Genomic DNA, 23,706 nt, shown 5'->3' with positions numbered 1-23,706 from the left:
CATTCATGTTTTCCCTTCAGGGTTATGAGTATTTTTTAGGATTTCTTCTTATTTCTGGAGCAGTTCCAATTCTTGCTCTAACAACAAATAAGTTAATAGCTCCTAAAAGTAAGGCAGGAGAAAGACAGCTTACATATGAATCTGGTATGGAGCCCATTGGTGGGGCATGGATTCAATTTAATATTCGTTACTACATGTTCGCTCTTGTTTTCGTTATATTTGACGTTGAGACTGTGTTCCTTTACCCATGGGCAGTTGCATTTCACAAACTTGGGTTATTAGCATTCATAGAAGCACTTGTTTTTATCACAATATTGGTTGTGGCATTAGCATATGCATGGAGAAAAGGTGCCCTTGAATGGAGTTAAATCCCTTGAAAAAACCTCCCTCTTCTGAAGCTGTAAGAAATCTTAGAGAAGCTTCCTGTGGCCCAATTGGTACTCCGACAGTAACAAATGATTTAAGTGAAAACATAATCCTCACCAGCCTTGAAGATCTTCACAATTGGGCACGATTAAGTAGTTTATGGCCTCTTCTTTATGGAACTGCCTGCTGTTTTATCGAATTTGCAGCTCTAATTGGATCTAGATTTGATTTTGACAGATTTGGATTAGTACCAAGAAGTTCTCCTAGGCAGGCAGATCTACTAATAGTGGCAGGCACAGTCACAATGAAAATGGCACCCGCTCTTGTCAGGCTTTATGAGCAAATGCCAGATCCCAAATACGTTATTGCAATGGGAGCTTGCACTATTACGGGTGGAATGTTCAGCGCAGACTCAACCACGGCAGTTAGAGGTGTTGATAAATTAATACCTGTTGACCTTTACCTTCCTGGATGTCCTCCAAGACCTGAAGCAATATTTGATGCTGTCATTAAATTAAGAAAAAAAGTTGCGAACGAATCAATATCAGAGAGATCAAAGATCACCCAAACTCATCGTTATCTAACTATCCCTCATAAAATGAAGCGAGTAGCAGCAAAAGTAAATGGACAATATCTAAAGGCAAAAACTCAATTAATTGCTCTTAATCCTTCTCTTTCTGAAGAGTTTGATCAATCTTTAAAAGAGGTTCAGAAAATATCTGAAGAACTTTCAAGTAATTAAACCTCTCATAAAAAAATGACAAACGAATCGGAAATTGTAGTTGAAGAAAAAATCTCATGTCCAATAAGCGATTGGCTCTCTAAGAATGGATTTGAAAATGTTCCTCTCAAAGAAGATCACTTAGGAGTTGAAGTTATAAAAATCTTGCCAATCAATCTTTTATCAATAGTTGAGGCATTAAAGAATGATGGATTTAATTATCTGCAATGCCAAGGTGGATACGATGAAGGACCTGGTTTAAATATAGTTTGTTTTTATAATTTAATGGAAATGAGTGAATTTCAAGAAGGTATTTCTCCTCGCGAAGTCAGATTAAAAGTATTCCTAGATCGTAATGGTGACCTAACTGTACCTAGTTTATACAGTCTTTTCAGAGGAGCAGATTGGCAAGAAAGAGAAACATTCGATATGTACGGTGTTAACTTCAAGGGTCACCCTCATCCTAAAAGACTTTTAATGCCTGAAGACTGGAAAGGATGGCCTCTCAGAAAAGACTATGTTCAGCCTGATTTTTATGAAATGCAAGATGCTTACTAATTTATTTACCTTTTTTGTATCTTCTGTAAAACCTCATTATTGCTAAAGCGAGACTTCTTGGGTCGTGCCTCAAAGTTGGAGTGACCTTTGAACCCTGAAGAGAAGCTAAATAAACATTATATCCTCTAGATAAAAGATCAATCTTGTTGCATTTGACTGGTTCAGCCCCTTTTGATTTGTAGTAATCAACCAATGGGGATGGTTTTAATTCATCTTGAGCAAGAATTGAACTAAATATTTTCCTAGAAATTCCTCTTGATGCCAATTGCGCTTCTATGGCTCTTACATGACCAGTTACGTCAAGTCCATCAGTTTCTCCAGGTTGAGTCATCAAATTACATACATATAGCTTAGGAGCTTTGCTCTTCTCAATCGCCTCGACTATTTCAGGGACTAGCAGGTTTGGGAGAATTGAAGTATATAAACTTCCTGGACCTATCAAAATAATTTCAGCATTTCTTATAGCTTCTAGAGCTCTTGGCAAAGCTGGGGGTCGCGATGGGTAACAGCCTATTCTGATTATTGGCAAGGGGGCTTTTCCTATGGCTGACTCTCCATCTATTCGGTCACCATTTTCGAGTTCCGCCCACAAACGAACATCTACATTAGTTGCTGGTACAACTTGACCCTGAACTGCAAGAACACGACTTGAAGCAGTAATTGCGGTCTCTAAGCTTCCAGTTATCTCAGTCAAGGCAGATAGGAAAAGATTCCCAAAACTATGTCCCTCAAGTCCACTACCTGAGGGAAAGCGATATTGAAAAAGTCCTTTAATAAGAGGTTCTTCTGTTGCTAAAGCTGCTAAACAATTCCTTATGTCTCCTGGAGGCTGAACACCCAGTTCTCTCCTGAGAACTCCACTACTTCCTCCATCATCAGCAACAGTCACTATTGCCGTGATTCGGCTGCTATATCTTTTTAAGCCTTTTAATAATGAAGATAAACCTGTTCCTCCTCCAATAGCAACAATATTTGGACCTCTATTTAATTTTTGCTTAGCTCTTAAAGCATCAACCAAAAAAGTATCTTTTTTTGAACCTAACGCCTGCCTAATAGATTCAAAACTTCTCCCTTGCCCCCAAATTAAAAGAGATATCCCTATAAAAAAGACTATAGGTCCAGAAATGGTTCTGGGTAAAAAAGTAGTTATAAATCCTAAAAACCAAAAAAGTATTTCAACTACCCAATAAATTGGACGCAAGTCAGCCCAAATAGAGGCTCCAATCAAAGCAATTAACAAGCCCAATCCAGATGTCATCATCCACCTTTTGACTACTAATCCAGGCAAAAGCCATCTAATAGCTCTTTTGAAGCGAGAGTAAAGATGAAAAGACAAGCTAGCGAGAAGGCTTTTACGCAAGGTGGCTCTTCTTAATTTTCTTTTTCTTCTTTTGTTCAATGGATTCGAGTTTGAGGAAATTTCAAAAAAGAGAACTAAATAATTAATTCATATAAACTCTAATTAAACTTCCCATTTCACAGATCTCATACAAAATGAGACAGGTAAACAAACATTAGGGGAGAGTGTGCCAAAAAACACTCAAGTAATGTTGATGAAAGATCTCAGTGTTGTACTGGGGTCAAACAAAGTCCTCGATTCAGTCAATCTAGCCATGATGGCTGGAGAGAGATTGGCAATTGTTGGTCCATCAGGCTCGGGCAAGTCAACAATACTTCGCTTACTAGCTGGTTTGCTCTTACCTTCTGAAGGAAGCCTTAAAATATCAGGTATTGATCAAAATTATTTAAGGCTTGATCAAAATAGTCCTCCTGATGTGAGATTAGTTTTTCAAAATCCAGCATTATTAGCATCATTAACTGTTAGGGAAAATGTAGGCTTTTTGCTTGAAAAACAGAAAGTTTTACCAGAGGAAATTATCAATAAAAAAGTCATAAATTGCTTACAGAAAGTAGGCTTATTTGATGTTGCGGACAAATTTCCAAATCAACTGAGTGGAGGAATGCAAAAAAGAGTAAGTTTTGCTCGAGCATTAATCAGTGACTCCAAGAAAGGAAAAGGCTCTATTCCGCTTCTTTTATATGACGAACCAACTGCTGGGTTAGATCCAATAGCTTGTACTCGTATTGAAGATCTAATTATTAAAACGACTGAGGCTGCGGAAGGATGTTCAATTGTAGTTAGTCACGTTTCAAGTACAATTGAAAGAACGGCTAATAGAGTTATTTTGCTTTACGGTGGCAAGTTTCAATGGGATGGATCTATAGATCAATTTAAACAAAGTGAAAATGCCTATGTGAAACAATTTCGCACAGGCAATCTTCAAGGACCAATGCAACCTGAGGACTCATAAATTTATGCGAAGAAGTTTACGAGATGCTTTTGTTGGCTTTTCACTATTAGGTGGGTTAGTTATCTTTTCAGGAGCAATGCTCTGGTTAAGAGATTTTCGTTTAGGCTCAAAAACGTGGGAAATATCTGCAAGCTTTAAAGATGCAAGTGGTCTTGCCAAGATGTCTCCAGTTACTTATCGGGGAATCATTGTTGGATCTGTTCAAAATATTAGTTTCACGCCAAACACAGTTGAAACTAAAATAAAATTAAATAACGATAATCTAATTCTACCAAAACCTGTAATTGCCAAAATCGTCACAAGTTCTATGCTTGGAGGAGATGCTCAATTATCTTTAATTTCACTAGGCAAATCATTAAATAAAAATGAACTAATTACAGTCAATAAAGATTGTCCTCAAAAAATAATCTTATGTAGTGGAGATAAAATTAAAGGTGTTAAAATGGTTAGCATATCAAGCTTGACAGAGGGTATAAATGGAATTATTGGTGAAGCCGACAAACAAGAAATAGTAAATAAAGTATCTGAATCTATTCAACAATTTGATCGTACTCAAGCTAATCTTGATGAACTTGTCTTGTTATCTAAATCAGAACTTATAAGAGCAAAGCCTATAATTTCTGAACTAACAAAAGCTTCTTTTCATTTAAATAATATTCTTGAAAGCCTAGACAACCCTGAGACTTTAAAAGATATTCAGGAACTTGCCTCAACATCTAGCTCTCTAACAAAGAAAATTGATCAAATGAGCTCAGATATGGGAAATATTATGGAAGACAAAGAACTTATAAATGCTCTAAAAAAGGTAACCATTGGTTTAAGTAAATTATTTGATGATATATATCCTTAAAAAACAAGTTTCAGGTAACGCTGTTAATCGCATCCATTGCAATTGAAGCAATAGCCTTATCACTTGCCTTAGGTAATTGAACATATTTACCTCCGGATGCTTCAGCCAGGTCTTTACCCATTCCACTAGCAATAAACTTTCTTTCTGTATCAATTACAAGCAATTTAATACCCAGCGCACGATAACGCGAAGCGACATCAAGAACTTCTTGCTTCAAGTCGGGTGGTGTCTCTCCCTCAAGAATTGGTTGACCTAGTGAAGTGCTTAATGGAACGTTTCCACGCCCATCCGTAATTGCCACTACTACAACCTGTCCGAGATCTCCTGTGGCTAAGGCATTTGCTCCAACTCTTGCAGCCTGAGTTAAACCATGAGCTAGTGGAGAGCCACCGCCACATGGCATTGCCTCAAGTCTCCTTTTCGCAGCGGTGATTGATCTGGTTGGAGGGAGTAAAACTTCTGCTTGATCCCCTCTGAAAGGTATAAGAGAAACTTCATCTCTGTTTTCATAAGCTTCGGTTAGCAACCGAATAACAGCTCCCTTTGCACTTTGCATTCTATTGAGCGCCATTGATCCACTTGCATCAACCAAGAAAATTACCAATGCACCAGCTTTACGCTGCAGTAATTTTGCGCGTAGATCGCCTTCCTCAACAATAACTTTCCTATTAGGTTCTCTTTCCCTTCTTGCTTTCTGATAAGGAGCTGCAGCTCTTAAGGTTGCATCAACGGCAATCCTTCTAACAGGTCCTCTAGGAATAATTGGTTTTACGTATCGACCTCTGTTATCACTTAAGACAGCTGATCGACTTCCGCTATTTCCACTCTTTGATTTAGTAGATGAAAACAACAACAAATCAGGATCTACGGCACATGCTTCTGGATCAAGCATAAATTCCTCTGGGATTGGAGGGGATGACTCTTCATCTTGCTCCTCTTCCTGATCTTCTTCTTGATCTTCCTCTTGATCATTATTGTCATCAGAGTCTTCAGGAGGCGGTGGTGGTGGCTGCTGATCTTCAGGGGCCGGAGGCTCCATCTCCTCTTCTGACGGCATTTGCATAGCCCTGGGAGCGATGACAAGTCTTACTGCCGCTTTTAAATCTTCTGCGTCCACTGAATCCCTTCCACACAAGGCAGCATGAGCCTTTGCAACCCTTACTGCATAAAGCTCTGATCTGTGTCCTTCTACACCTCCACGTATGGCTTCCACAACTAAGTATTCAATTTGATCCTCACTGATTTGAACATCTGGAAGCCATTGCCTTGCCAAAAGCAACTGTGTTGATAGAGATTCTGTGTCTTCAGACCATTTCTTAGAAAAAGCTTCACTTGATTGACCATGAGAAATGGCAGATTGAGTTATTTCAACTCTTTGTTCGTTTGTAATTAATTGATCTGCAGATAAAACAATTGCAAATCTGTCCAAGAGGTGGTCCCTTAATCCCCCCTCTTCAGGATTGTAAGTAGCAATCAAAAGAGGACGGCAAGGGTGACTTAGGCTCAATCCTTCTCGTTCAACTCTATTTTCACCTGCACCTACTGAAGCCAAAAGAAGATTGACAATGCCGTCATCCAATAAATTCAATTCGTCTATGTACAAAACTCCTCTGTGAGCCTCAGCTAGTAAGCCTGGCTGAAATACTGGAGTTCCGCTTGATAATGAAGCAGCGACATCAACTGCACCAACAAGCCTATCCTCCGTTACTCCTAAAGGAACCTGAATAAAGGGCGCAGAAACAACTTTTGTAGGGATATTTTCTAAGTCATCAGTATTTTCATAACTCCCTATCTTTTTTGTGAAAAGTTTTTTAGTTAAATCATCCCATTCGCCTGAAAAAGAAGGATCTAAATTTCTACCTGCCGGATAAATAAATGAATCATCTCCATCCTCAGTATTGGCTAATTCGTCTAAATCAATTATTTCAATCGGCGGGAGAAGGGCATGTAAGCCTCTAGCTAAAACAGATTTCCCAGTCCCGCGACCACCCGCAATTATTACTCCTCCCAAACCAGGATCAACTGCGGCGAGCATTAAAGCAAGCTTTAAAGTTCCATGGCCTGTAATTGCAGCCAAAGGGAAAGCAAGATTGGCTCTATCCTTTACAGCAATGTCTTTTGAAGTCGAAGACATATTGTTATTGTTCAATCCACTGGAAACCATAGGGTTGGATCAACAAGCAAATTTTTAAAAGTCTTTTAATATTCGCATGACTTATGCAAAACAAAAACCAGAATTGAAACTCGTCATCTCAATAGGCGCAAATATCCCTGGCATTCTAGGAGATCCCATAAGAACAATCGCTGCCATGAGGCCGCATATAGAAAAAAGCATAATCGAGTGGAATATTGCTTTAAATCATCCAAAAATAGACTCTCAAAATTTTGATAAGTCTTTATCTTTTCAATGGGCTCCTCTATTTGAGACTGATCCTTTAGGGGGGCCAATTGACCAACCAAAATTCATTAATACCGTACTTGTTGTGGAGGGAGAGGGTTTTGCCTCAGTCACCCCAAATGAAAAAGCAGCTAAATGTTTGATGAAAAAATTTTTAGAATTAGAAAAAATTGCAGGAAGGGAAAGAGAAAATATAGAGATTATTTGGGGGCCAAGATCTTTGGATATTGACTTCATTTCTTGGGGCGGACTACAAATAAATACTGACACTTTGATTTTGCCTCATCCAAGATTTAGTGAAAGAAACTTTGTTTTAATTCCCCTTGCAGAAGTTTTATCAAAAACCCAAGGTAAAACGAAACGAATCAGTTCTCAAAATATTTGGCCTGAATAAAACTCGTAACAAAAATCACCAACCTTTTCTAAAAAAATCAGCCATCCTATAAGGATAGAAAAAAAAGCATGTCAATTCCAGGACCTGAACCCTCAAAAATTATTGAGACAAAAGATTGTCTTGATGCAAAAAAAATTCGTTTTGAAATTAATAAATTTCTTTTACCTAATTCAATGGAGGGCGAATTTGGGATCATTCGTCATCCTGGGGCTGCATTAGCCGTACCAATAACAGATTCTGGAGAAGTCGTTATTCTTCGTCAATACAGATTTGCTTGCTCGAGAAGAATTCTTGAGTTTCCTGCTGGAACATTAGAATTAGGCGAAAGCCCTCTTGAATCAATCAAAAGAGAAGTTCAAGAAGAAAGTGGTTACTCTGCAAAAAGATGGGACAAACTAGGAGAAATGCTTCCTTGCCCAGGATATTCTGACGAAACAATTCATATTTTTCTTGCAAGGGATCTAACAAAACTTGAAAAAAAACCTGAGGGCGATGCAGATGAAGATATTGAAGTATTAAAAATTTCCCCAAGAAAATTAAATGAAATCATTGCAAGTGGGGAAGAGTCACTTGATGGGAAAACTATTACAGCATGGTTCAGAGCATGCCAACTCTTGAATATGAGATGACAAAATTTCAATCAATATTTTGGCATAGGAGAGATTTAAGATTTGGAGATAATATCGGCCTATTCGAAGCATCAAAAAATTCAAAAAGCCTTATCGGAGTATATGTTTTAGATCCCAAACTCTTAGATCTAAATAGAACTACATCTGAAGCAAAAAACTGGTTTTTAGGTGAAAGTCTTATAGAACTACAAAAGAATTGGGAGATTAGAGGAAGTCGTTTATTAATATTAAATGGAGATCCTATTGAATTAATATCTAAATTAGCTGAGTTAGTTCATGCTGAATGTATTTACTGGAACGAAAATATTGAACCTTATGAAATCAATAGAGACAAACAAATTGCAGAAAAACTTTCAAAAGAAAAAAGGAAAGTTTATACATTTTTAGATCAATTAATTGTTAACCCAAGTAATATCAAAACAAACAATGATGAACCATACAAGGTATATGGACCTTTTTATCGCAAATGGATTGATATAATCAATACAACCAAATCATCAGAGAATAATTTAATACAAACCTCAGAAACAGCTAAACAACTTACAGGTCTTAATGAAAGAGAATTATCATCAATTAAAAACTCTGATTTAAACTACTGTATTACAAACAAAAGCAAATCTATTTATGAATTACTTTCTTTAAATAGATTCAACAATACAAATCTATGTCCTTGCAAGCCGGGAGAATCAGAATCAATAAAACAATTAAACTCTTTTATACATTCAGGAGTTATAAATTCATACAATAAAGCAAGAGATATTCCATCTTTAGAGAATACTTCTCATCTAAGTGCTGCTTTAAGTTTAGGTACCATAAGTTGCAGAGTAGTATGGAATGGGGCTCAAGTATCAAAAAACGCGACGGATGATGAATATAAAATAAATTCTATTGATACATGGATAAAGGAACTTGCTTGGAGAGAGTTTTATCAAAATGCTCTCATTAATTTTCCAGAGCTTGAGAAAGGTCCATACAGGGAGAAATGGTTAGATTTTTCATGGCAAAATAGACCTGATTGGTTTGAAGCATGGGGAGATGGATTGACTGGTATCCCAATAATTGATGCTGCAATGAGACAACTTAAGTGTTCTGGATGGATGCATAATCGTTGCAGAATGATTGTTGCCTCTTTTCTAGTAAAAGACCTTTTAATTGATTGGAGATTGGGAGAACTTTTCTTCATGAAAAGCTTAGTTGATGGTGACTTGGCAGCAAACAACGGGGGTTGGCAATGGAGTGCTAGCAGTGGGATGGATCCAAAACCCATGAGAATATTTAATCCTTTTAGACAAGCTTCTAAATTTGACGAAGATGGTGAATATATCCGAAAATGGATTCCTGAGCTATCACATATTTCAACGCCTAATTTACTTTCAGGTGAAATAAGTTCTGCGGAGAGAAATAGCTATCCAAAACCAATAATAAGCCACAAAAATCAAACATCAATCTTCAAAGAATTATATTCGAATATTAAATAGCTTATTTTTTAAATAGTTCTTTTATTTTATCAATGACATATGATTGCTGAATAGATTTTAACTCTGGGAAAATAGGTAAACTAATAACCTGACTACATACTTTTTCAGTAACAGGAAGAGATCCTTCTTTATACTCTAAATTTTTATATGCAGGTTGAAGATGTATGGGTATTGGGTAATAAATTATTGTATTTACACCAAGCCTATGAAGTTCAGTTTTAAATAGATCTCTATTTAGATTATCAAAAACATCATCTGAGTTATATTTTATATTTTTAATAAAAGAATTGTCCATTATTCTGATTACAAATTGATTCCAAGAATGACCAGAATTATTAACAAAAGTATTAGATGGTAATTCAATTGAATCTATAGCTGATAACTGATTTATGTAATTAATAGCTATTTCTTTTCTTTGCTCAATCCATTTATTTAATCGGATTAACTTAACATTTAATATTGCAGCTTGTAATGAATCAAGTCGACTATTATATCCAATATTTGTATGAAAATATCTCTTTGGCATCCCATGAATAGCTAGTTCCCTAATTGTTTTTGCTAGATCAAAATCATTAGTAGTTATAGCTCCTCCATCTCCTGCTGCACCTAAGTTTTTAGTAGGGAAAAAACTAAAACAACCTATATCCCCATAACTTCCAACAGGTTTACCTCGCCAATACGCCCCAGCTGCTTGAGCACAATCTTCTACAACCTTAAGATTATTGGATTCAGCAATTGCCATTATTTTATCCATATCTAGTGGATGACCAAACAAATGCACAGGCAAAATAGCTTTTGTTCTGGGAGTTATTGCATTTTCTATTAAATCCAGATCCATAAGATAGTTTTTAGAATCAATATCTACAAAAACCGGCCTAGCTCCAACACTGGTGATTGCTTCTGCAGTAGCAAAAAAACTAAATGATGAGGTGATCACCTCATCACCTTGTCCAATATTTAGTGCTCTTAAAGCAAGAATTAATGCATCTGTTCCACTATTACAACTAACTGAGTAAGAAGTTTCTGTTGCTAAGGCAAAAGCTTTTTCGAACGAAGCTACTTCCTCTCCTCCAATATATTTTCCGCTTCTGAAAACCTTAATTAAAGCTTCTTCAATCTCGTCTCCAATTTCAGAAATTTGAGCTTCAAGACTAAAAGGAGGTATTTGCATAACTATTTAAATTAAGTGGCAACGATGAACAATTAAAAGACTCTCATTAATTCATCCAAACCACTCAGGCTCCATACCTGGATGCCATTTTATGTTGCAACCAATAGAAGGTTTTTGATTAGCTGAAATAACTTCTCCCTTTAATAAGGATTTGAATACTAGACGAATATCATCACCAGATACAGGAATTTCATTGCCAGGGCGACTTCCGTCCATTTGTCCCCTATATCTCAATGTTAAGTTTCCATCTGGAGAAGGCCAAAAAACATAAAAATCGGGAGTACATGCGGCTCTAAGCGCTTTTGCTAATTTTTGATCAGAATCAAATAGGTATGGGAACTTCCATCCCAGTTTATTAGCTTGAGAGGCTAAGAATTCTGGTGCATCTTGAGGATGGGTTATCAAGCTATTGCTAGAAATAGCCAAAAATTGAATATCATTACCAAAAGAATTGAATAGGTTTGTGATTCCACTTTCTACATGTTTAACAAATGGACAATGAGCACATATAACCATCAAAAACAATGGTCTTTTTGTTAGGTCAACACTTCTAATATGACTAAGGCCTTTTAAAGGATCATCTGGAGCAGAGTTCACGCCTGAAACCACACCTAACTCAAAATCAGGTAATTGAGTTCCTAATGGAAGCATTGTTGAGGCTGTTCGAACCATGATTCTTATAGTTTTTTGGGGTTAATGGATTACAGAACTTTTAACTATATTTTCATTTAACTATGAGTCTTAGCCCTAAATAAGGGACAATTAGAAATACTAACCAAATGAGTCCGAAAGATGCTTCTCGATCTTAGTGGCAAAAAAATCCTTGTTACAGGAATAGCAAACAATAGATCAATTGCCTGGGGCATTGCACAACAGTTAAAAGCAGCTGGAGCTGAATTAGGAATTACATACTTGCCCGATGAAAAAGGTAGATTTGAAGCGAAAGTAAAAGAACTTACTTCTCCTTTAAATCCAAGCTTGTTCTTACCACTTAATGTTCAAAATTCTTCTCAAATTGAAGAAGTTTTTGAAGCCATTAAAAATCAATGGGGTCAGCTTGATGGATTAGTTCACTGTCTAGCCTTTGCAGGGAAGGAAGAATTAGTAGGCAATTACAGTGCAACTTCTTCAGAGGGATTCTCAAGAGCCCTAGAAATCAGCGCTTACTCACTAGCCCCACTATGTAAATATGCAAAACCTCTTTTCAGTAAAGGCGCTGGCGTAGTCACCTTGACTTATTTAGGAGCAGAAAGAGCAATTCCCAATTACAACGTAATGGGGGTTGCTAAAGCAGCTTTGGAGGCATCCGTTAGATATCTTTCGGAAGAACTTGGTCCTGAGAATCAGGTTCGAGTTAATGCTATCAGTGCTGGACCAATAAGAACTCTCGCTAGCTCAGCGATTGGAGGAATTCTGGACATGATTCATAACGTCGAAGAAAAAGCTCCCCTTAGGAGAACCGTTACTCAAATAGAGGTAGGCAATACCGCAGCTTTCTTGCTTAGCGATCTTTCAAGTGGTATATCAGGACAAACTGTTTATGTTGATGCAGGTTATTGCATCAATGGAATGTAATTTCAAGCCAACTTAAAATTGCCAATTAAATATGGAAAAAACTAGAGAAGGAGAGATTAGACGGGAAACTAAAGAAACTGACGTTTTTGTGAAAATTGATCTTGATGGTTCTGGAAAATGCAGTGCAAATACGGGGATTGGTTTTCTAGACCATATGATCCAACAATTATCTAGTCATGGATTATTTGATATTGAAGTAAGAGCAAATGGAGATACTCACATAGACGATCATCACACCAATGAGGATGTTGGAATTGCTATTGGACAAGCTTTGTCAAAAGCATTAGGTGATCGAGTTGGAATCAAACGTTTTGGTCATTTTTTAGCTCCGCTTGATGAAGCTCTTATTCAGGTTGTGGTTGATTGCTCCGGTCGACCACATTTAAGTTTTAGTTTAGATATTCCTTCTCAAAAAGTGGGCACTTATGATACGGAGTTAGTTAAAGAATTTTTTGGTGCTGTTGTGAGTAATGGTGGTTTAACTCTCCACATCAGACAACTGGCAGGAAATAATACTCACCACATAATTGAGGCTACTTTCAAATCGTTTGCAAGAGCCCTTAGGATGGCTACTGAAATTGACCCTAGAAGATCAAGTCAAATTCCAAGCAGTAAAGGAGTTCTTGAACAGGCTGGTCAATAAAAACTCCATATTTAAATAAATCATTTGAGCTTGAACTCGCAAAAGTCAGACTTTTAAGCGAAAATCAAGTTTCAATTCAAGAAAAATAATGGCAGTTAGTTATTTAAAAAGAGAAACATCACCAAAGCAAACAATCTTCAACAAAGAAGATTGGTCCAGTGCATATTGCAATGTTGAAAAAGAATTAGATAACGTTCAACTCAAGCTTGTAAAAGGATCTATTCCTGAAAAAATTTCTGGTACCTTTTATCGAAACGGCCCAGGTAGATTAGAAAGAGGGGGAAGATGGGTCCATCATCCATTTGATGGAGATGGCATGATTGCTGCCTTCAAATTTGACAATGGAAAAATAAACCTGACGAATCGTTTTGTTCGCACAAAGGAATGGACAGAAGAAGAAAAATCCCAAAAATTTCTATATAGAGGTGTATTTGGAACTCAAAAAGAAGGAGGAGTGTTAGCTAATGCTTTTGATATAAGGCTAAAAAATATTGCCAATACACACGTCATAAAACTTGGAGATGATCTACTAGCTTTATGGGAAGCATCTAGTCCATATTCACTTAATCCAAATACCCTTGAGACCAAAGGTTTATCAAATTTAAAAGGAGTTTTAAAAAAAGGTGAAGCATTTAGTGCTCATCCACGATTTGACCCTGGCCATCATCAAAGTCAAAGAATGGTCACTTTTGGGGTATCCACAGGTCCTAAAAGCACAATAAGATTGATGGAATTTTCCACAGAGGGAGAAAATATTGGTTCTCTTTTAAGTGATAGAAAAGATTCTTTTAATGGATTTGCCTTCTTGCATGATTTTGCCATAACTCCAAACTGGGCAATATTTCTGCAAAATGCTATTAGTTTTAATCCTCTCCCTTTTCTTCTTGGACAAAAAGGAGCCGCACAATGTTTAGCCTCTAAAAGTGATGGAACTCCAAAATTTTTATTAATTCCAAGGGACTCTGGCAAGTTTGCTGGTCAACCTCCAAAATCAGTTGATGCTCCAAAGGGTTTTGTTTTTCATCATCTAAATGCATGGGAAGATAATGAAAAAATCAATATTGAAAGTATTTTTTATGATGATTTTCCGAGCATTGGACCCGAAGATAATTTTAGAGAAATTGATTTTGATCTTTTACCAGAAGGAATTTTGAAAAGAAGTGAAATCAATCCCATAGAAAATACATTTACCTGCTCAACAATAAGCAATCAATGTTGTGAATTTGCAATGGTTAATCCTCATTTTGAAGGATTAAAGGCCCGCTTTAGTTGGATGGCAACTGCAGAAGAAAAAGAGGGGAATGGGCCACTTCAAGCCATAAAAAAAATCGATTTATCTAATAATAAAGAGATAAGTTGGAGTGCGGCTCCAAGAGGTTTTGTAAGTGAACCTATATTTATTCCATCTCAAGAATCAAAATCTGAAGAAGACGATGGATGGGTTGTTGCATTGGTTTGGAATAGTATTAGATCTGGAACTGATTTAATAATCCTTGATTCTAAAGATCTGACTGAAAAAGCTATTCTTGAAGTACCCATTTCAATACCACATGGATTACACGGAAGCTGGGTTGAAAATTAAAAACTAAAAGTTTTCAAGAAAACAAAAACTACTTTTTTATTGAACCCAATAGTTTTTTCAATTCTGGGATCAGCAATTTAAATGCATTTCCCCTATGACCAATATGCTTCTTTTTGTCGTGGTCCATTTCTGCATAAGTTTCACCTAATCCAGAAACTTCAAAAATCGGATCATAACCAAACCCATTTTTCCCTTTTGGGGAAAAAGTTATTACACCTTCGCAAAAGCCTGAAACTTCTATCAACACTTTTTCTCCACTAGCAATACATAATGCACATTCAAATTTAGCTTTTCTATTTGAAAAAGGTTTCAACTCGGCTAATAGTTTTTCTATTCTTTGCTTATCTGAACTTGCATACCTAGAAGAATAAATACCTGGAGCTCCTCCAAGAGCCTCAACACTTAATCCAGAGTCGTCAGCAAGAGACAAATTACCTGTTGCTTGACTGACAGCAATGGCCTTTATTCTTGCATTTTCCATAAATGTATTTCCTGTTTCCTCAATCTCAAAACCGACAGGTTGTGTCAATAAATCAAATGGAAAATCGTCCAAAAGTTTTTTAAATTCTCCAATTTTACCCTTATTGCCACTAGCAATTACCAGAGGGAGATCATCCAAAACTATTATCTATAAGTTGCTTTGCATAATACAAAGTTGAAGTAACTTCTGCACTGGATGGCGCTTCACAATAAATTCTTAAAAGAGGCTCTGTTCCAGAGAAACGAAACATCAGCCAATGACTTTTATCAAGTATGAGTTTGATTCCATCAGTTGAAATAACCTCTAAAACTGATTTATGACCAATTGAAGATGGGGTTTTCTGTTTCAAAAAATCTTCCAAGGACCTTCTCATCTCCATGTCTTTGAGAGTTAAATCAATACGTTCGAAATGACTCTTACCAAAACGAGCATGAAGAGAATCTATTTTCTCACCTAAACATTTACCATCAGCAACTATTGACTCCATCAAAAGCAAAGCGGTAAACAAAGCATCACGTTCTGGCAAGTGATGTCCAAACCCAACTCCCCCTGACTCCTCTCCTCCAATCAAAACTTCTCTTGAAAGCATTTCTTCAGCAATATATTTAAACCCAACTGGCTTTTCGAGCACTTCTCTCCCCAAATCCTCCGCAATCAATCTCATCAAGTCCGACCCACTTACAGTTTTTACAACGCAACCTGGCAAATTTCCAACTCTTGCCAAATGATCTATCAAAACAGGCATTAATAACTGTGTATTGCAATATCTACCTTTTTCATCTATTGCAGCAATTCGATCTCCATCCCCATCAAAAACCAAGCCCATGGACAACTGTCCTGCCTGGTATTCATCCTGAACTTGTTTTATTAATTGTGATAGATAAGCCTTCATAGGTTCTGGAGGATTTCCACCAAAGCATGGGTCTCTTTCAGTTCTTATTTCATAAATAAGCTCTTCACAATTAACTCCAAATAATTCAGACATGCAGCCCGCCGCAGATCCATGCATTGGATCGACAAAAATTTTCACACCTAATTTCCGCAAGCCATCAGAAATCAAATGCATGTCAAATTTCTGACTAATCCCCAAAAGATGTTGTTTTCGAAAATCAACTCTCTCGGTTACGCCTTCGATTGGGATTGATATCCCCCCAGCATCTAATCTTTTTTGCACCGAATCGGTAAAAGAGCTATCAACTGAGCCTCCAAAGGGTCCTTTAATTTTTAAACCCAACCATTCGCATGGGTTATGACTTGCTGTAATCACTAGTGCACCAAGTGCATTTTCTTCAACTATCCCCCAGCTACAAGAGGGAGTTGGCAACGCTGAAGAAGCCAACAAAGGGACTAAATCAACTCCTCTAACTGCAGATGCGACCGCCTCAGCCATCTCCTCTGCAAGGAAACGTCGATCATAACCAATGATTATTTTATTATTTTTTTTCTCTTTCACATAAGCAAGCTCTTGAGCTGCTGCTGCTGCAACTTTAAGCAATCTTTCCAAAGTGAACTCAACGCCTAATATCCCCCTCCATCCATCTGTTCCGAAAGAAATTTTCTCCTTAGTGAGATTCAACTTTTTCTTTTTCATCTTTATATTGGAGAAACTTTGTTCTTAGAGAAATGCGGATTATTCTCTAAGTATGAAATGTAATAAATCCAAACCAATTAACGATCATCTTTTAAGGAGTTGGATTAGATGCAGAAGAAAAGCGTGGCTTGATATTTATGGTGATAAACAAAAAAAGTTGTGGACGGCCCACAGCACACTTCAATTAAATCATCAAATCGACTGCTTTCATAATCTCTCACAAAAAAGTTATGGGATAGGAATTCAAGCTTGTGAAGAGGGGAAAAATATTGCTTATGGAGTCAGAATTAAATATCCTCTAATAAAAAATAGAATTATCAAAGCGAATTTACCGATACTAAAGAAGACATCAGGAGAGAGTATTTGGGGGAATTTTTCATATCAACCTATACTAGCTAGGCAAGGTAAAAAAATCACAAGAGAGCATAAATTATCACTTGCAATGACTGGTTTATTAATAAATAATTTACAAAAATTTGAAGTAAAAAAAGGGTTAATATTACACAAAGAAAATGAAGTTATAAAAGTCGAAAAGATAAAATTAAGCGCTAATATAAACAAAGATTTAATAGATTCATTATTAAATCTAGAGAAAGATATAGAATCAAGAACTCCTCCACCGATCACTTCTAATAGAAAAAAATGCACAATATGTTCATGGAGAAAAGATTGTGATGCTGTAGCAATTAATGAAGGAAGCTTAAGTGAAGTTAGCGGGATTGGAGCAAAAAGAGAACTTTTATTAAACAAAATTGGTATAAATAATATAGAGGAACTAGCGAAGACGAAGCATTATAAATTAAAGGAAAAGCTTGAGATATTCGGGCGACAACATGGTGATATTTCCAAGCAAGTTATTTTACAATCTCAATCTCAATCAACGAATAGGGCAATCAAACTAAATCCAGAAATAGAACTAAATAATCTAAAGAAAGCAAAAGGTTTATATATTTATGACATTGAATCTGACCCAGATATTAAACATGACTTTTTACACGGATTTATTCGAATACCAAAAAACATAAGAAATGAAATAAGTTTAGAAAAAACTAAATATTCTCCATTACTTAGTCTTGAAAAAAATACTGAAAGTTTTCTATGGAAAAGAATAACTAAAAAATTAATTCTTAATCGAGACTATCCCATCATCCATTATGGAGAAACAGAACCAATATCTTTGCTAAAGCTAGGATTGCGACAAGGAGCTGATCCTAATGAAATTGAAGAATTAAAAAAAAGATTTATTGATATACATTTATTAATTAGAGAATACTGGTGTCTTCCCGTAAGGAATTATGGTCTTAAATCAATCGCAGAATGGATAGGATATGAATGGAAACATTCAAATGTAGATGGAGCTAGAGCTCTTTTATGGTGGAGACAATGGAAAAAATCACGTAAAGTCAATAAAATGTATTCTAAAAATTTAAATTCAATTTTTGAATATAATCGTGATGATTGTATAGCTACCTTAATGATCGCAAAATGGTTAATAGATCACTAGTAAGCATATCGCAATAAATTAAAAAGGATTAGTAAAAGAGATTGGTTTTTTAATAGTTATGGAGTCACCATTTTCAGAAAAACAAAAATCCTGATCAAGAAAAGTTTTCTTAATTAAAGCCAGTCCATTAAAAAAATTATCATTAACCCTAATTGAAGAAGTAACAACCCCTACATTTTTTTTATATCCTTCATTTTTATTAGTATTAAAAAAATTTTTACCAATTTTAAAATTATCATTTTTCCCATAAGCTTCCCAATAACGAAGTTGATATTTTAGAGATTTTGACCTAAAGAACTTTGCCATTGCCTCTTGACCTAGATAACAGCCTTTATCTAAATTTATAGTATCTGCTAATCCTAGCTCGTAAGGATTAGTTTCTCCATTCATCTCTTTATCAAAGCTAGGTATTCCTTGTCTTATTTTCCAAGCCTCCAATTCTTCTTTAGTAGCTTTTCTATAGTGATTTATTTCGTCTAGGATTAAATCATTATTATCAATCCAACTAAAATTTGACTCCTTCCATGAATTATTATTATTTATTTCTTGTCTTCTTCTAATTGGATCTACAACTTCTAACTTAACTTTATCGGCTGGAAATATCACTGATTCAAATCCATCTCTTATAGAATTAATTTCACCACAAATTATAACTATTTCAGCCTTATTATCTGAAAGTCGAATTTCCAATACAGCTTTTAAAGATCCTTTAGTTGATAGCCAACAACTAGTAAATATTCTATCTAGTTCCTTCTCAGCAAAAACATCAGCGGTTGTTTGACCATGTAAAAAAGCAGTTGTCCCCTGACCTTTGAGAAGCAACGAAGGGAATGTTTCATCCCAAATCAATGATTGAGTTTCTGTCATTGCAAACTTTTAGCTCTTTCAACAATATCTTTTAAAAAGAAAAGACTATTTAACTCTAAATCAGCTTTAGACATTGCCTCAGCGCCTCCTTCTTCTCTATCAACTATTGCTAGTACTTGTTTAACTAAATAACCTTGATTTCTAAGCTGATCAACAGCTTTTAAAGAAGAGCCACCAGTAGTAACAACATCCTCTAGGACAGAAATCACAGAACCCTTTGGAGGCAAAGGTCCTTCTAGCCATGCTCCAGTCCCATAACCTTTAGCTTCTTTCCTTACTATTAAACCGTTTAAATAAATACCTGCTTGAGCTGCCAACATTACAACTCCACTAACAAGTGGGTCAGCACCTAAAGTCAAGCCGGCTACGCCACTATCACTTTGATTTATTTGTTTTAGGAATAATGAACTTATCGACAAGAGACCTGGACCTGAGAGAGAGACAGGTTTGCAATTGACGTAATGAGAACTTTTTTTTCCGGAAGCCAAAGAAAAATCTCCAAACCTATAGGCTTTTTGAGCTAATAAAGTTAAAAGATTTTCTTTTATTTCATCTGATGGAGGATTCAATGGGTTCATATCTTTATATGCAAGTTTAATTATTAAACATCTTGGTGGGATTAGATATATATTTACTTTAGGCAAACTAATTAACTATTATCAAAAAAAGTTTTAGTTCTGCTTTTTTGGGGGTGTAGCAATCTGGTGAATGCAGCGAACTCATAATTCGCCTTAGGCGAGTTCGATCCTCGCCACCCCCATAGAAAAATTATTAATGAGTTTATTACTTCTTTTTATATTGCTTGTAATACCAGCATTTTTCAATGCAGGTCAGTTTGCCATATTACGCCTTCGTTCAACTAAGGTTCAAAGACTTGTAGAAGATGGACTACCTGGTTCCAATTCCATAATTCGTCTACAGAAAAGGCTGAGAAGAACCCTTTTAATAGCGGAGTTAGGAATAACTATTTCATTAATTTCAATTGGTTGGATCTGCAAAAATTTCGCAAGTCAATGGTGGGCAAATAATGCTTCAATTAATTATTTTTTAGACCTAGGTCTTTTTATTACTGTTGTACTTTTAGCAACTTTGATATCTGGTCTGCTTCCAAAAGCACTTGTTCTTAATCAACCAGAGACTGCTGCTCTGAAATTATCGCCTCTAATTGAAGCAGCGATAAAATGGATGTCACCATTCCTTTCGTTGCTGGAAGGACTTGCTTTATTAATTCTTAGATTATTTGGACTTAATACTCAATCAGAAAGTCTTACGACAGCTGCATTCTCTGCCGGCGAATTAGAGAAGTTAATTGAAACTGGTGGTGTAACTGGATTAAAACCTGATGAAAGAAACATACTTGAAGGTGTTTTCGCTTTAAGAGATACACAAGTCAGAGAAGTAATGGTTCCTAGGTCAGGGATGGTTACTCTTCCAAGAGAAGTTTCCTTCACTCAAATGATGGAAGAAGTTCATAAAACTCGTCATGCAAGATACTTAGTAATTGATGATTCACTTGATAATGTTCTTGGAGTTTTAGATTTAAGGCAACTTGCTGATCCAATAGCAAAAGGGGATATGCAAGCCAACTCATCTTTAGAGCCTTATATAAAACCAGTTGTTCGTGTTTTAGAAACTTCTACTTTGGCCGAATTGCTACCCTTAATCAAAAACGGGAATCCACTACTGTTAGTCGTTGATGAATATGGAGGAACTGAAGGATTAATAACATCAGCAGACTTAACAGGTGAAATTGTTGGTGATGAAATTCAATTTGATAATAAAGAATCTGAGCTAAGATCTCTTGATGACATAAAAAAAATATGGCTTACTTCTGGTGAGATAGAAGTAATAGAACTAAATAGAGAGCTTGACTTAAAATTGCCAGAAGCTGATGATCATTACACTCTTGCTGGATTTGTTTTAGAAAAACTCCAAGAAATTCCCAATGCAGGAGAAACATTCGTTCATAATGAAGTTATATTTGAAATCATCTCCATGAAAGGTCCAAGAATAAACAAAGTAAAAATAATCCTTCCTAAGTAATTTATAAAACAGACTATTAATTAATAAAAAAGTAAACATGAAAACAATTTCCAATTCCAAGATCAACGAAAATATTATTCCTGTAAAAGTTGGGGTAATAGGAATTGGAAATATGGGGTGGCATCATGCAAGAGTCCTCAGTCTTCTCAAGGATGCTGAGCTCATTGGAGTTGCAGATTTAGACGAGGAACGAGGAAAGTTGGCTATGGAGCAATTTAATTGTAATTGGTATGGAAACTACAAGGATTTATTACATCAAGTAGAAGCTGTATGTATTGCTGTACCTACGTTATTTCATCATGAAGTTGGCCTAGAATGTCTAAAGTCTGGTAAACATGTTTTAATTGAAAAACCGATAGCAGCAAATAAAGAAGAAGCATCATCTTTGATCAATGCTTCAAACAATGCGAAAAAATTATTGCAAGTTGGCCATATAGAAAGATTTAATCCGGCATTTAGAGAATTGACAAAAGTTGTTGCTAATGAAGAAGTTGTAGTTCTTGAAGCCAGAAGGCATAGCCCTCATCCCGATAGAGCTAATGATGTTTCGGTCGTTTTGGACTTAATGATTCACGATATTGATTTAGTTATTGAACTTGCAAATTCAAAAGTGATAAGGCTTGCTGCAGTTGGAGGATGCAGTGGAGAAGGACCTATGGATTACGTTAACGCGACACTGGGGTTTAAAAACGGGGTCGTTGCAAGTCTGACTGCAAGCAAAATGAGTCACAAAAAAATCAGAAGTTTGAGCGCTCATTGCAAAGAAAGTCTAATAGAAACAGATTTCCTAAATCACAATATTCATATCCATAGAAAGGCTCATGAATGGTATTCAGCTGATCATGGAGAACTACTTTATAGAAACGATGGTTTTATTGAAGAAGTGAGTACAACATCAATTGAGCCATTGTATGCAGAACTGGAGCATTTTCTACAATGCGTCAGAGGAAAGGAGAAGCCAGCTGTAGACGGGCTGCAAGCTTCTCGAGCACTTCATCTTGCTGATTTAATTGAAAAGGCAGTATCAATACCAAGTGAAGACATTTTGATAAGCAAAGGGATCTAGATAAACTGATTAATTAACTCAAAAAAATAAAATTTATGTCCGATGTCTTACTTCGAACAAAAATTTTATTTTGTTAAGAATATCTAATCGATTAGTTAATTTTTAAAAAATCTAGAAGAAAAGACTTCGCTTTTAACGAAAGCCAACTGCCGCTTGCCAAACAAAAACAAGCAGAAAGAAGAAAAGAGGTATTAGCGGAAGTACATCCACTGTTGGTGCAAAAGCTTGGTATGCAACTGGAAGTTCAGCAAGCAAGTCGAAATTAATCAGTGCCATCCCTAAGAAATAATGGACATATTAAGCACGCACGCTACCACGTATGACGCGCTTTAGAGTCACTCTGCCACGGAGCGAAATCCTCTGAAAAACAACCTTCAGTAATTGCTTGCCTCATAGCACCTGTAAAACGGATCAAATGCGTGAGGTTGTGCAGACTCAAAAGTGTGAGACCAAGTAATTCTTTGTTGCGAATTAAATGGTGTATATATGCCCTTGAATATCCTGTACAAGCTTCACAAGTACATGTTGAATCTAATGGGCTGTAATCGTCTTTAAAACGTGAATTTCTTAAATTCCATACCTCTCCATTGACTAATGCGCTCCCATGCCTTCCCAGCCTCGTAGGAATTACACAATCAAACATGTCTACTCCATTTGCTACTGCTATGGCCATTTCTCGTAAGGTTCCAATTCCCATTAAGTATCTTGGTCGATCTTGAGGTAATAAAGGACAGGTTTCTCGTACGATTTTGTGCATTTGACTTATGGGTTCACCTACGCTTACTCCTCCAATAGCAATCCCAGGCAAATCGAATTCTGAGACGATTTTTGCGCTCAATTCCCTCAAATGAGAGAAGCAGCCCCCTTGAACTATGCCAAAAATTGCTTGATCATCTTTCTTATGAGCATTTATACATCTCTCCAACCAATGATGGGTTCTCTTGCAAGCCTCCTCAACATCTGATTCGCTCGCTGGATAAGGGGGGCATTGATCAAAAGCCATTGCCACATCGGCGCCTAAAGCCATTTGAATTTCAATAGCTTTTTCAGGAGTCAAATAAATATGTTTGCCATCTCTTGGGCTTTGAAACGAAACCCCTTCATCATCAATTTTATTTAACTTTGCCAAACTAAATACTTGAAAACCTCCTGAGTCAGTAAGAATTGGTTTATTCCAACTCATAAATTTATGTAGTCCGCCGGCATCTTGAACTATCTTTTCTCCTGGTTGAAGATGAAGATGAAAAGTATTTGCAAGAATCATTTCAGCCCCTGTTTTCTCAAGTTGCTGAGAAGTAACACCTTTGACTGTTCCTAAAGTCCCAACAGGCATGAATTTTGGAGTATTTACAATTCCATTTGGAGTTTTAATAGAGCAGACTCGAGCTAATGTCGTTTTGCATCGACTTTTTATTTGAAAATCGAAGGAGGTCTTTTTCAATTATTCCTAAATATTCCATAATTTAGACTAGTTATA

General features: G+C 36.3%; 24 protein-coding genes and 1 tRNA gene. 15 read left to right on the top strand and 10 right to left on the bottom strand.

The genetic code is table 11. From position 1 onward, the window contains the following. Nucleotides 1–5: 5 nt before the first annotated feature. The 3 genes from EW15_RS01775 to EW15_RS01765 are packed head-to-tail and all read left to right on the top strand — an operon-like array spanning nt 6 to nt 1,645. Nucleotides 6–368 (top strand): NAD(P)H-quinone oxidoreductase subunit 3, encoded by a 363-nt coding sequence (locus EW15_RS01775; RefSeq protein ID WP_011294293.1) that lies wholly within the window; start codon nt 6–8, stop codon nt 366–368. Further along, complete coding sequence (gene nuoB / locus EW15_RS01770) at nt 359–1,108, top strand: NADH-quinone oxidoreductase subunit NuoB (protein ID WP_038651217.1); 750 nt, start codon at nt 359–361, stop codon at nt 1,106–1,108. The genes EW15_RS01775 and nuoB overlap by 10 nt, the downstream gene beginning before the upstream one ends. A gap of 15 nt (nt 1,109–1,123) precedes the next feature. Further along, nucleotides 1,124–1,645, top strand: coding sequence for an NAD(P)H-quinone oxidoreductase subunit J (locus EW15_RS01765; RefSeq protein WP_038651214.1), 522 nt, complete (start codon nt 1,124–1,126; stop codon nt 1,643–1,645). A 1-nt stretch (nt 1,646) separates the two neighbouring features. On the opposite strand, the gene yvcK is transcribed toward EW15_RS01765, so the two are convergent. Next, entirely contained in the window at nt 1,647–3,044 is a 1,398-nt protein-coding gene (yvcK, locus tag EW15_RS01760; protein WP_038651211.1) for a gluconeogenesis factor YvcK family protein, read from the bottom strand. 127 nt (nt 3,045–3,171) lie between these two features. Here yvcK and EW15_RS01755 point away from each other — a divergent pair, with 127 nt between their 5' ends. Then, the gene (locus EW15_RS01755; protein ID WP_071841024.1) at nt 3,172–3,957 is read left to right on the top strand and encodes an ABC transporter ATP-binding protein; all 786 of its coding nucleotides are present in this window, start codon (nt 3,172–3,174) and stop codon (nt 3,955–3,957) included. Nucleotides 3,958–3,961: 4 nt separating this feature from the next. Further along, nucleotides 3,962–4,807 carry an MlaD family protein gene (locus tag EW15_RS01750; protein ID WP_038651208.1) on the top strand — a complete coding sequence of 282 codons (846 nt, stop codon included), beginning with the start codon at nt 3,962–3,964 and terminating at the stop codon, nt 4,805–4,807. A 10-nt stretch (nt 4,808–4,817) separates the two neighbouring features. On the opposite strand, the gene bchD is transcribed toward EW15_RS01750, so the two are convergent. Further along, complete coding sequence (gene bchD / locus EW15_RS01745; RefSeq protein WP_038651205.1) at nt 4,818–6,971, bottom strand: magnesium chelatase ATPase subunit D; 2,154 nt, start codon at nt 6,969–6,971, stop codon at nt 4,818–4,820. A 46-nt stretch (nt 6,972–7,017) separates the two neighbouring features. Between bchD and folK the strand changes: the two genes are divergently transcribed. From folK to EW15_RS01730, 3 genes are all read left to right on the top strand, one after another. Further along, nucleotides 7,018–7,599, top strand: a complete 582-nt coding sequence (gene folK / locus EW15_RS01740) for a 2-amino-4-hydroxy-6-hydroxymethyldihydropteridine diphosphokinase (protein ID WP_011294286.1) — start codon at nt 7,018–7,020, stop codon at nt 7,597–7,599. Between the two features lie 68 nt (nt 7,600–7,667). After that, nucleotides 7,668–8,228, top strand: coding sequence for an NUDIX hydrolase (locus EW15_RS01735; RefSeq protein WP_038651201.1), 561 nt, complete (start codon nt 7,668–7,670; stop codon nt 8,226–8,228). Further along, complete coding sequence (locus tag EW15_RS01730) at nt 8,225–9,706, top strand: deoxyribodipyrimidine photo-lyase (RefSeq protein WP_038654986.1); 1,482 nt, start codon at nt 8,225–8,227, stop codon at nt 9,704–9,706. The genes EW15_RS01735 and EW15_RS01730 overlap by 4 nt, the downstream gene beginning before the upstream one ends. Nucleotide 9,707: 1 nt before the next feature. Here the strand turns inward: EW15_RS01730 and EW15_RS01725 are convergent, their stop codons facing one another. Both EW15_RS01725 and EW15_RS01720 read right to left on the bottom strand, forming a co-directional pair. Further along, the gene (locus tag EW15_RS01725) at nt 9,708–10,877 is read right to left on the bottom strand and encodes a DegT/DnrJ/EryC1/StrS aminotransferase family protein (protein ID WP_038651198.1); all 1,170 of its coding nucleotides are present in this window, start codon (nt 10,875–10,877) and stop codon (nt 9,708–9,710) included. A 51-nt stretch (nt 10,878–10,928) separates the two neighbouring features. Next, a complete protein-coding gene (locus EW15_RS01720; protein WP_011823128.1) occupies nt 10,929–11,549 on the bottom strand; it encodes a thioredoxin family protein in 621 nt (206 codons plus the stop codon). A 120-nt stretch (nt 11,550–11,669) separates the two neighbouring features. Between EW15_RS01720 and fabI the strand changes: the two genes are divergently transcribed. The 3 genes from fabI (at nt 11,670) to EW15_RS01705 (ending at nt 14,677) form a co-directional block, all read left to right on the top strand. Then, nucleotides 11,670–12,452, top strand: a complete 783-nt coding sequence (gene fabI, locus EW15_RS01715; RefSeq protein ID WP_011823127.1) for an enoyl-ACP reductase FabI — start codon at nt 11,670–11,672, stop codon at nt 12,450–12,452. A gap of 31 nt (nt 12,453–12,483) precedes the next feature. Further along, nucleotides 12,484–13,095, top strand: a complete 612-nt coding sequence (hisB, locus tag EW15_RS01710; protein WP_011294280.1) for an imidazoleglycerol-phosphate dehydratase HisB — start codon at nt 12,484–12,486, stop codon at nt 13,093–13,095. A gap of 88 nt (nt 13,096–13,183) precedes the next feature. Next, nucleotides 13,184–14,677 carry a carotenoid oxygenase family protein gene (locus EW15_RS01705; protein WP_038651192.1) on the top strand — a complete coding sequence of 498 codons (1,494 nt, stop codon included), beginning with the start codon at nt 13,184–13,186 and terminating at the stop codon, nt 14,675–14,677. 28 nt (nt 14,678–14,705) lie between these two features. On the opposite strand, the gene rdgB is transcribed toward EW15_RS01705, so the two are convergent. Next, complete coding sequence (gene rdgB / locus EW15_RS01700; RefSeq protein WP_038651189.1) at nt 14,706–15,296, bottom strand: RdgB/HAM1 family non-canonical purine NTP pyrophosphatase; 591 nt, start codon at nt 15,294–15,296, stop codon at nt 14,706–14,708. Then, entirely contained in the window at nt 15,289–16,749 is a 1,461-nt protein-coding gene (locus tag EW15_RS01695; protein WP_038651185.1) for a phosphoglucomutase/phosphomannomutase family protein, read from the bottom strand. The genes rdgB and EW15_RS01695 overlap by 8 nt, the downstream gene beginning before the upstream one ends. A gap of 52 nt (nt 16,750–16,801) precedes the next feature. Between EW15_RS01695 and EW15_RS01690 the strand changes: the two genes are divergently transcribed. Further along, on the top strand, nt 16,802–18,253 hold the full coding sequence (locus EW15_RS01690) for a TM0106 family RecB-like putative nuclease (protein WP_038651182.1): 1,452 nt from the start codon (nt 16,802–16,804) through the stop codon (nt 18,251–18,253). Between the two features lie 18 nt (nt 18,254–18,271). Here the strand turns inward: EW15_RS01690 and EW15_RS01685 are convergent, their stop codons facing one another. Together EW15_RS01685 and pyrE are read right to left on the bottom strand one after the other, a co-directional pair. Further along, nucleotides 18,272–19,120 (bottom strand): folate-binding protein YgfZ, encoded by an 849-nt coding sequence (locus EW15_RS01685; protein ID WP_038651179.1) that lies wholly within the window; start codon nt 19,118–19,120, stop codon nt 18,272–18,274. After that, the gene (gene pyrE / locus EW15_RS01680; RefSeq protein ID WP_038654984.1) at nt 19,117–19,698 is read right to left on the bottom strand and encodes an orotate phosphoribosyltransferase; all 582 of its coding nucleotides are present in this window, start codon (nt 19,696–19,698) and stop codon (nt 19,117–19,119) included. Before pyrE ends, EW15_RS01685 begins: the two co-directional genes overlap by 4 nt. Before the next feature lie 109 nt (nt 19,699–19,807). On the opposite strand from pyrE, the gene EW15_RS01675 reads away from it, so the two are divergent. From EW15_RS01675 to EW15_RS01665, 3 genes are all read left to right on the top strand, one after another. After that, nucleotides 19,808–19,880: transfer RNA gene (locus EW15_RS01675), tRNA-Ile, on the top strand. Nucleotides 19,881–19,894: 14 nt separating this feature from the next. Continuing rightward, nucleotides 19,895–21,163: a hemolysin family protein gene (locus tag EW15_RS01670; RefSeq protein WP_038654981.1), complete on the top strand. Its 1,269-nt coding sequence runs from the start codon at nt 19,895–19,897 to the stop codon at nt 21,161–21,163. Between the two features lie 37 nt (nt 21,164–21,200). Further along, entirely contained in the window at nt 21,201–22,229 is a 1,029-nt protein-coding gene (locus tag EW15_RS01665) for a Gfo/Idh/MocA family protein (RefSeq protein ID WP_197049692.1), read from the top strand. 132 nt (nt 22,230–22,361) lie between these two features. On the opposite strand, the gene EW15_RS01660 is transcribed toward EW15_RS01665, so the two are convergent. Together EW15_RS01660 and tgt are read right to left on the bottom strand one after the other, a co-directional pair. After that, nucleotides 22,362–22,505, bottom strand: coding sequence for a photosystem II reaction center protein K (locus EW15_RS01660; protein WP_011823118.1), 144 nt, complete (start codon nt 22,503–22,505; stop codon nt 22,362–22,364). Between the two features lie 34 nt (nt 22,506–22,539). Then, nucleotides 22,540–23,670, bottom strand: coding sequence for a tRNA guanosine(34) transglycosylase Tgt (tgt, locus tag EW15_RS01655; RefSeq protein ID WP_038651175.1), 1,131 nt, complete (start codon nt 23,668–23,670; stop codon nt 22,540–22,542). Nucleotides 23,671–23,706 lie beyond the last annotated feature (36 nt).

Origin of the sequence: Prochlorococcus sp. MIT 0801 (assembly GCF_000757865.1) — a bacterium.
Lineage (GTDB): Bacteria > Cyanobacteriota > Cyanobacteriia > PCC-6307 > Cyanobiaceae > Prochlorococcus_B.
Note: the sequence above shows the minus strand (reverse complement) of the source record. Positions and strands in the feature narration are given on the sequence as shown.

What these genes read in the sequence shown, in the direction of transcription:
- EW15_RS01775 (WP_011294293.1), top strand. Translation starts at nt 6, where the DNA reads ATGTTTTCCCTTCAGGGTTATGAGTATTTTTTAGGATTTCTTCTTATT.
- nuoB (WP_038651217.1), top strand. Translation starts at nt 359, where the DNA reads ATGGAGTTAAATCCCTTGAAAAAACCTCCCTCTTCTGAAGCTGTAAGA.
- EW15_RS01765 (WP_038651214.1), top strand. Translation starts at nt 1,124, where the DNA reads ATGACAAACGAATCGGAAATTGTAGTTGAAGAAAAAATCTCATGTCCA.
- EW15_RS01750 (WP_038651208.1), top strand. Translation starts at nt 3,962, where the DNA reads ATGCGAAGAAGTTTACGAGATGCTTTTGTTGGCTTTTCACTATTAGGT.
- bchD (WP_038651205.1), bottom strand. Translation starts at nt 6,971, where the DNA reads ATGGTTTCCAGTGGATTGAACAATAACAATATGTCTTCGACTTCAAAA.
- folK (WP_011294286.1), top strand. Translation starts at nt 7,018, where the DNA reads ATGACTTATGCAAAACAAAAACCAGAATTGAAACTCGTCATCTCAATA.
- EW15_RS01735 (WP_038651201.1), top strand. Translation starts at nt 7,668, where the DNA reads ATGTCAATTCCAGGACCTGAACCCTCAAAAATTATTGAGACAAAAGAT.
- EW15_RS01730 (WP_038654986.1), top strand. Translation starts at nt 8,225, where the DNA reads ATGACAAAATTTCAATCAATATTTTGGCATAGGAGAGATTTAAGATTT.
- EW15_RS01725 (WP_038651198.1), bottom strand. Translation starts at nt 10,877, where the DNA reads ATGCAAATACCTCCTTTTAGTCTTGAAGCTCAAATTTCTGAAATTGGA.
- EW15_RS01720 (WP_011823128.1), bottom strand. Translation starts at nt 11,549, where the DNA reads ATGGTTCGAACAGCCTCAACAATGCTTCCATTAGGAACTCAATTACCT.
- fabI (WP_011823127.1), top strand. Translation starts at nt 11,670, where the DNA reads ATGCTTCTCGATCTTAGTGGCAAAAAAATCCTTGTTACAGGAATAGCA.
- hisB (WP_011294280.1), top strand. Translation starts at nt 12,484, where the DNA reads ATGGAAAAAACTAGAGAAGGAGAGATTAGACGGGAAACTAAAGAAACT.
- EW15_RS01705 (WP_038651192.1), top strand. Translation starts at nt 13,184, where the DNA reads ATGGCAGTTAGTTATTTAAAAAGAGAAACATCACCAAAGCAAACAATC.
- EW15_RS01695 (WP_038651185.1), bottom strand. Translation starts at nt 16,749, where the DNA reads ATGAAAAAGAAAAAGTTGAATCTCACTAAGGAGAAAATTTCTTTCGGA.
- EW15_RS01690 (WP_038651182.1), top strand. Translation starts at nt 16,802, where the DNA reads ATGAAATGTAATAAATCCAAACCAATTAACGATCATCTTTTAAGGAGT.
- EW15_RS01685 (WP_038651179.1), bottom strand. Translation starts at nt 19,120, where the DNA reads ATGACAGAAACTCAATCATTGATTTGGGATGAAACATTCCCTTCGTTG.
- pyrE (WP_038654984.1), bottom strand. Translation starts at nt 19,698, where the DNA reads ATGAACCCATTGAATCCTCCATCAGATGAAATAAAAGAAAATCTTTTA.
- EW15_RS01670 (WP_038654981.1), top strand. Translation starts at nt 19,895, where the DNA reads ATGAGTTTATTACTTCTTTTTATATTGCTTGTAATACCAGCATTTTTC.
- EW15_RS01665 (WP_197049692.1), top strand. Translation starts at nt 21,201, where the DNA reads ATGAAAACAATTTCCAATTCCAAGATCAACGAAAATATTATTCCTGTA.
- EW15_RS01660 (WP_011823118.1), bottom strand. Translation starts at nt 22,505, where the DNA reads ATGGCACTGATTAATTTCGACTTGCTTGCTGAACTTCCAGTTGCATAC.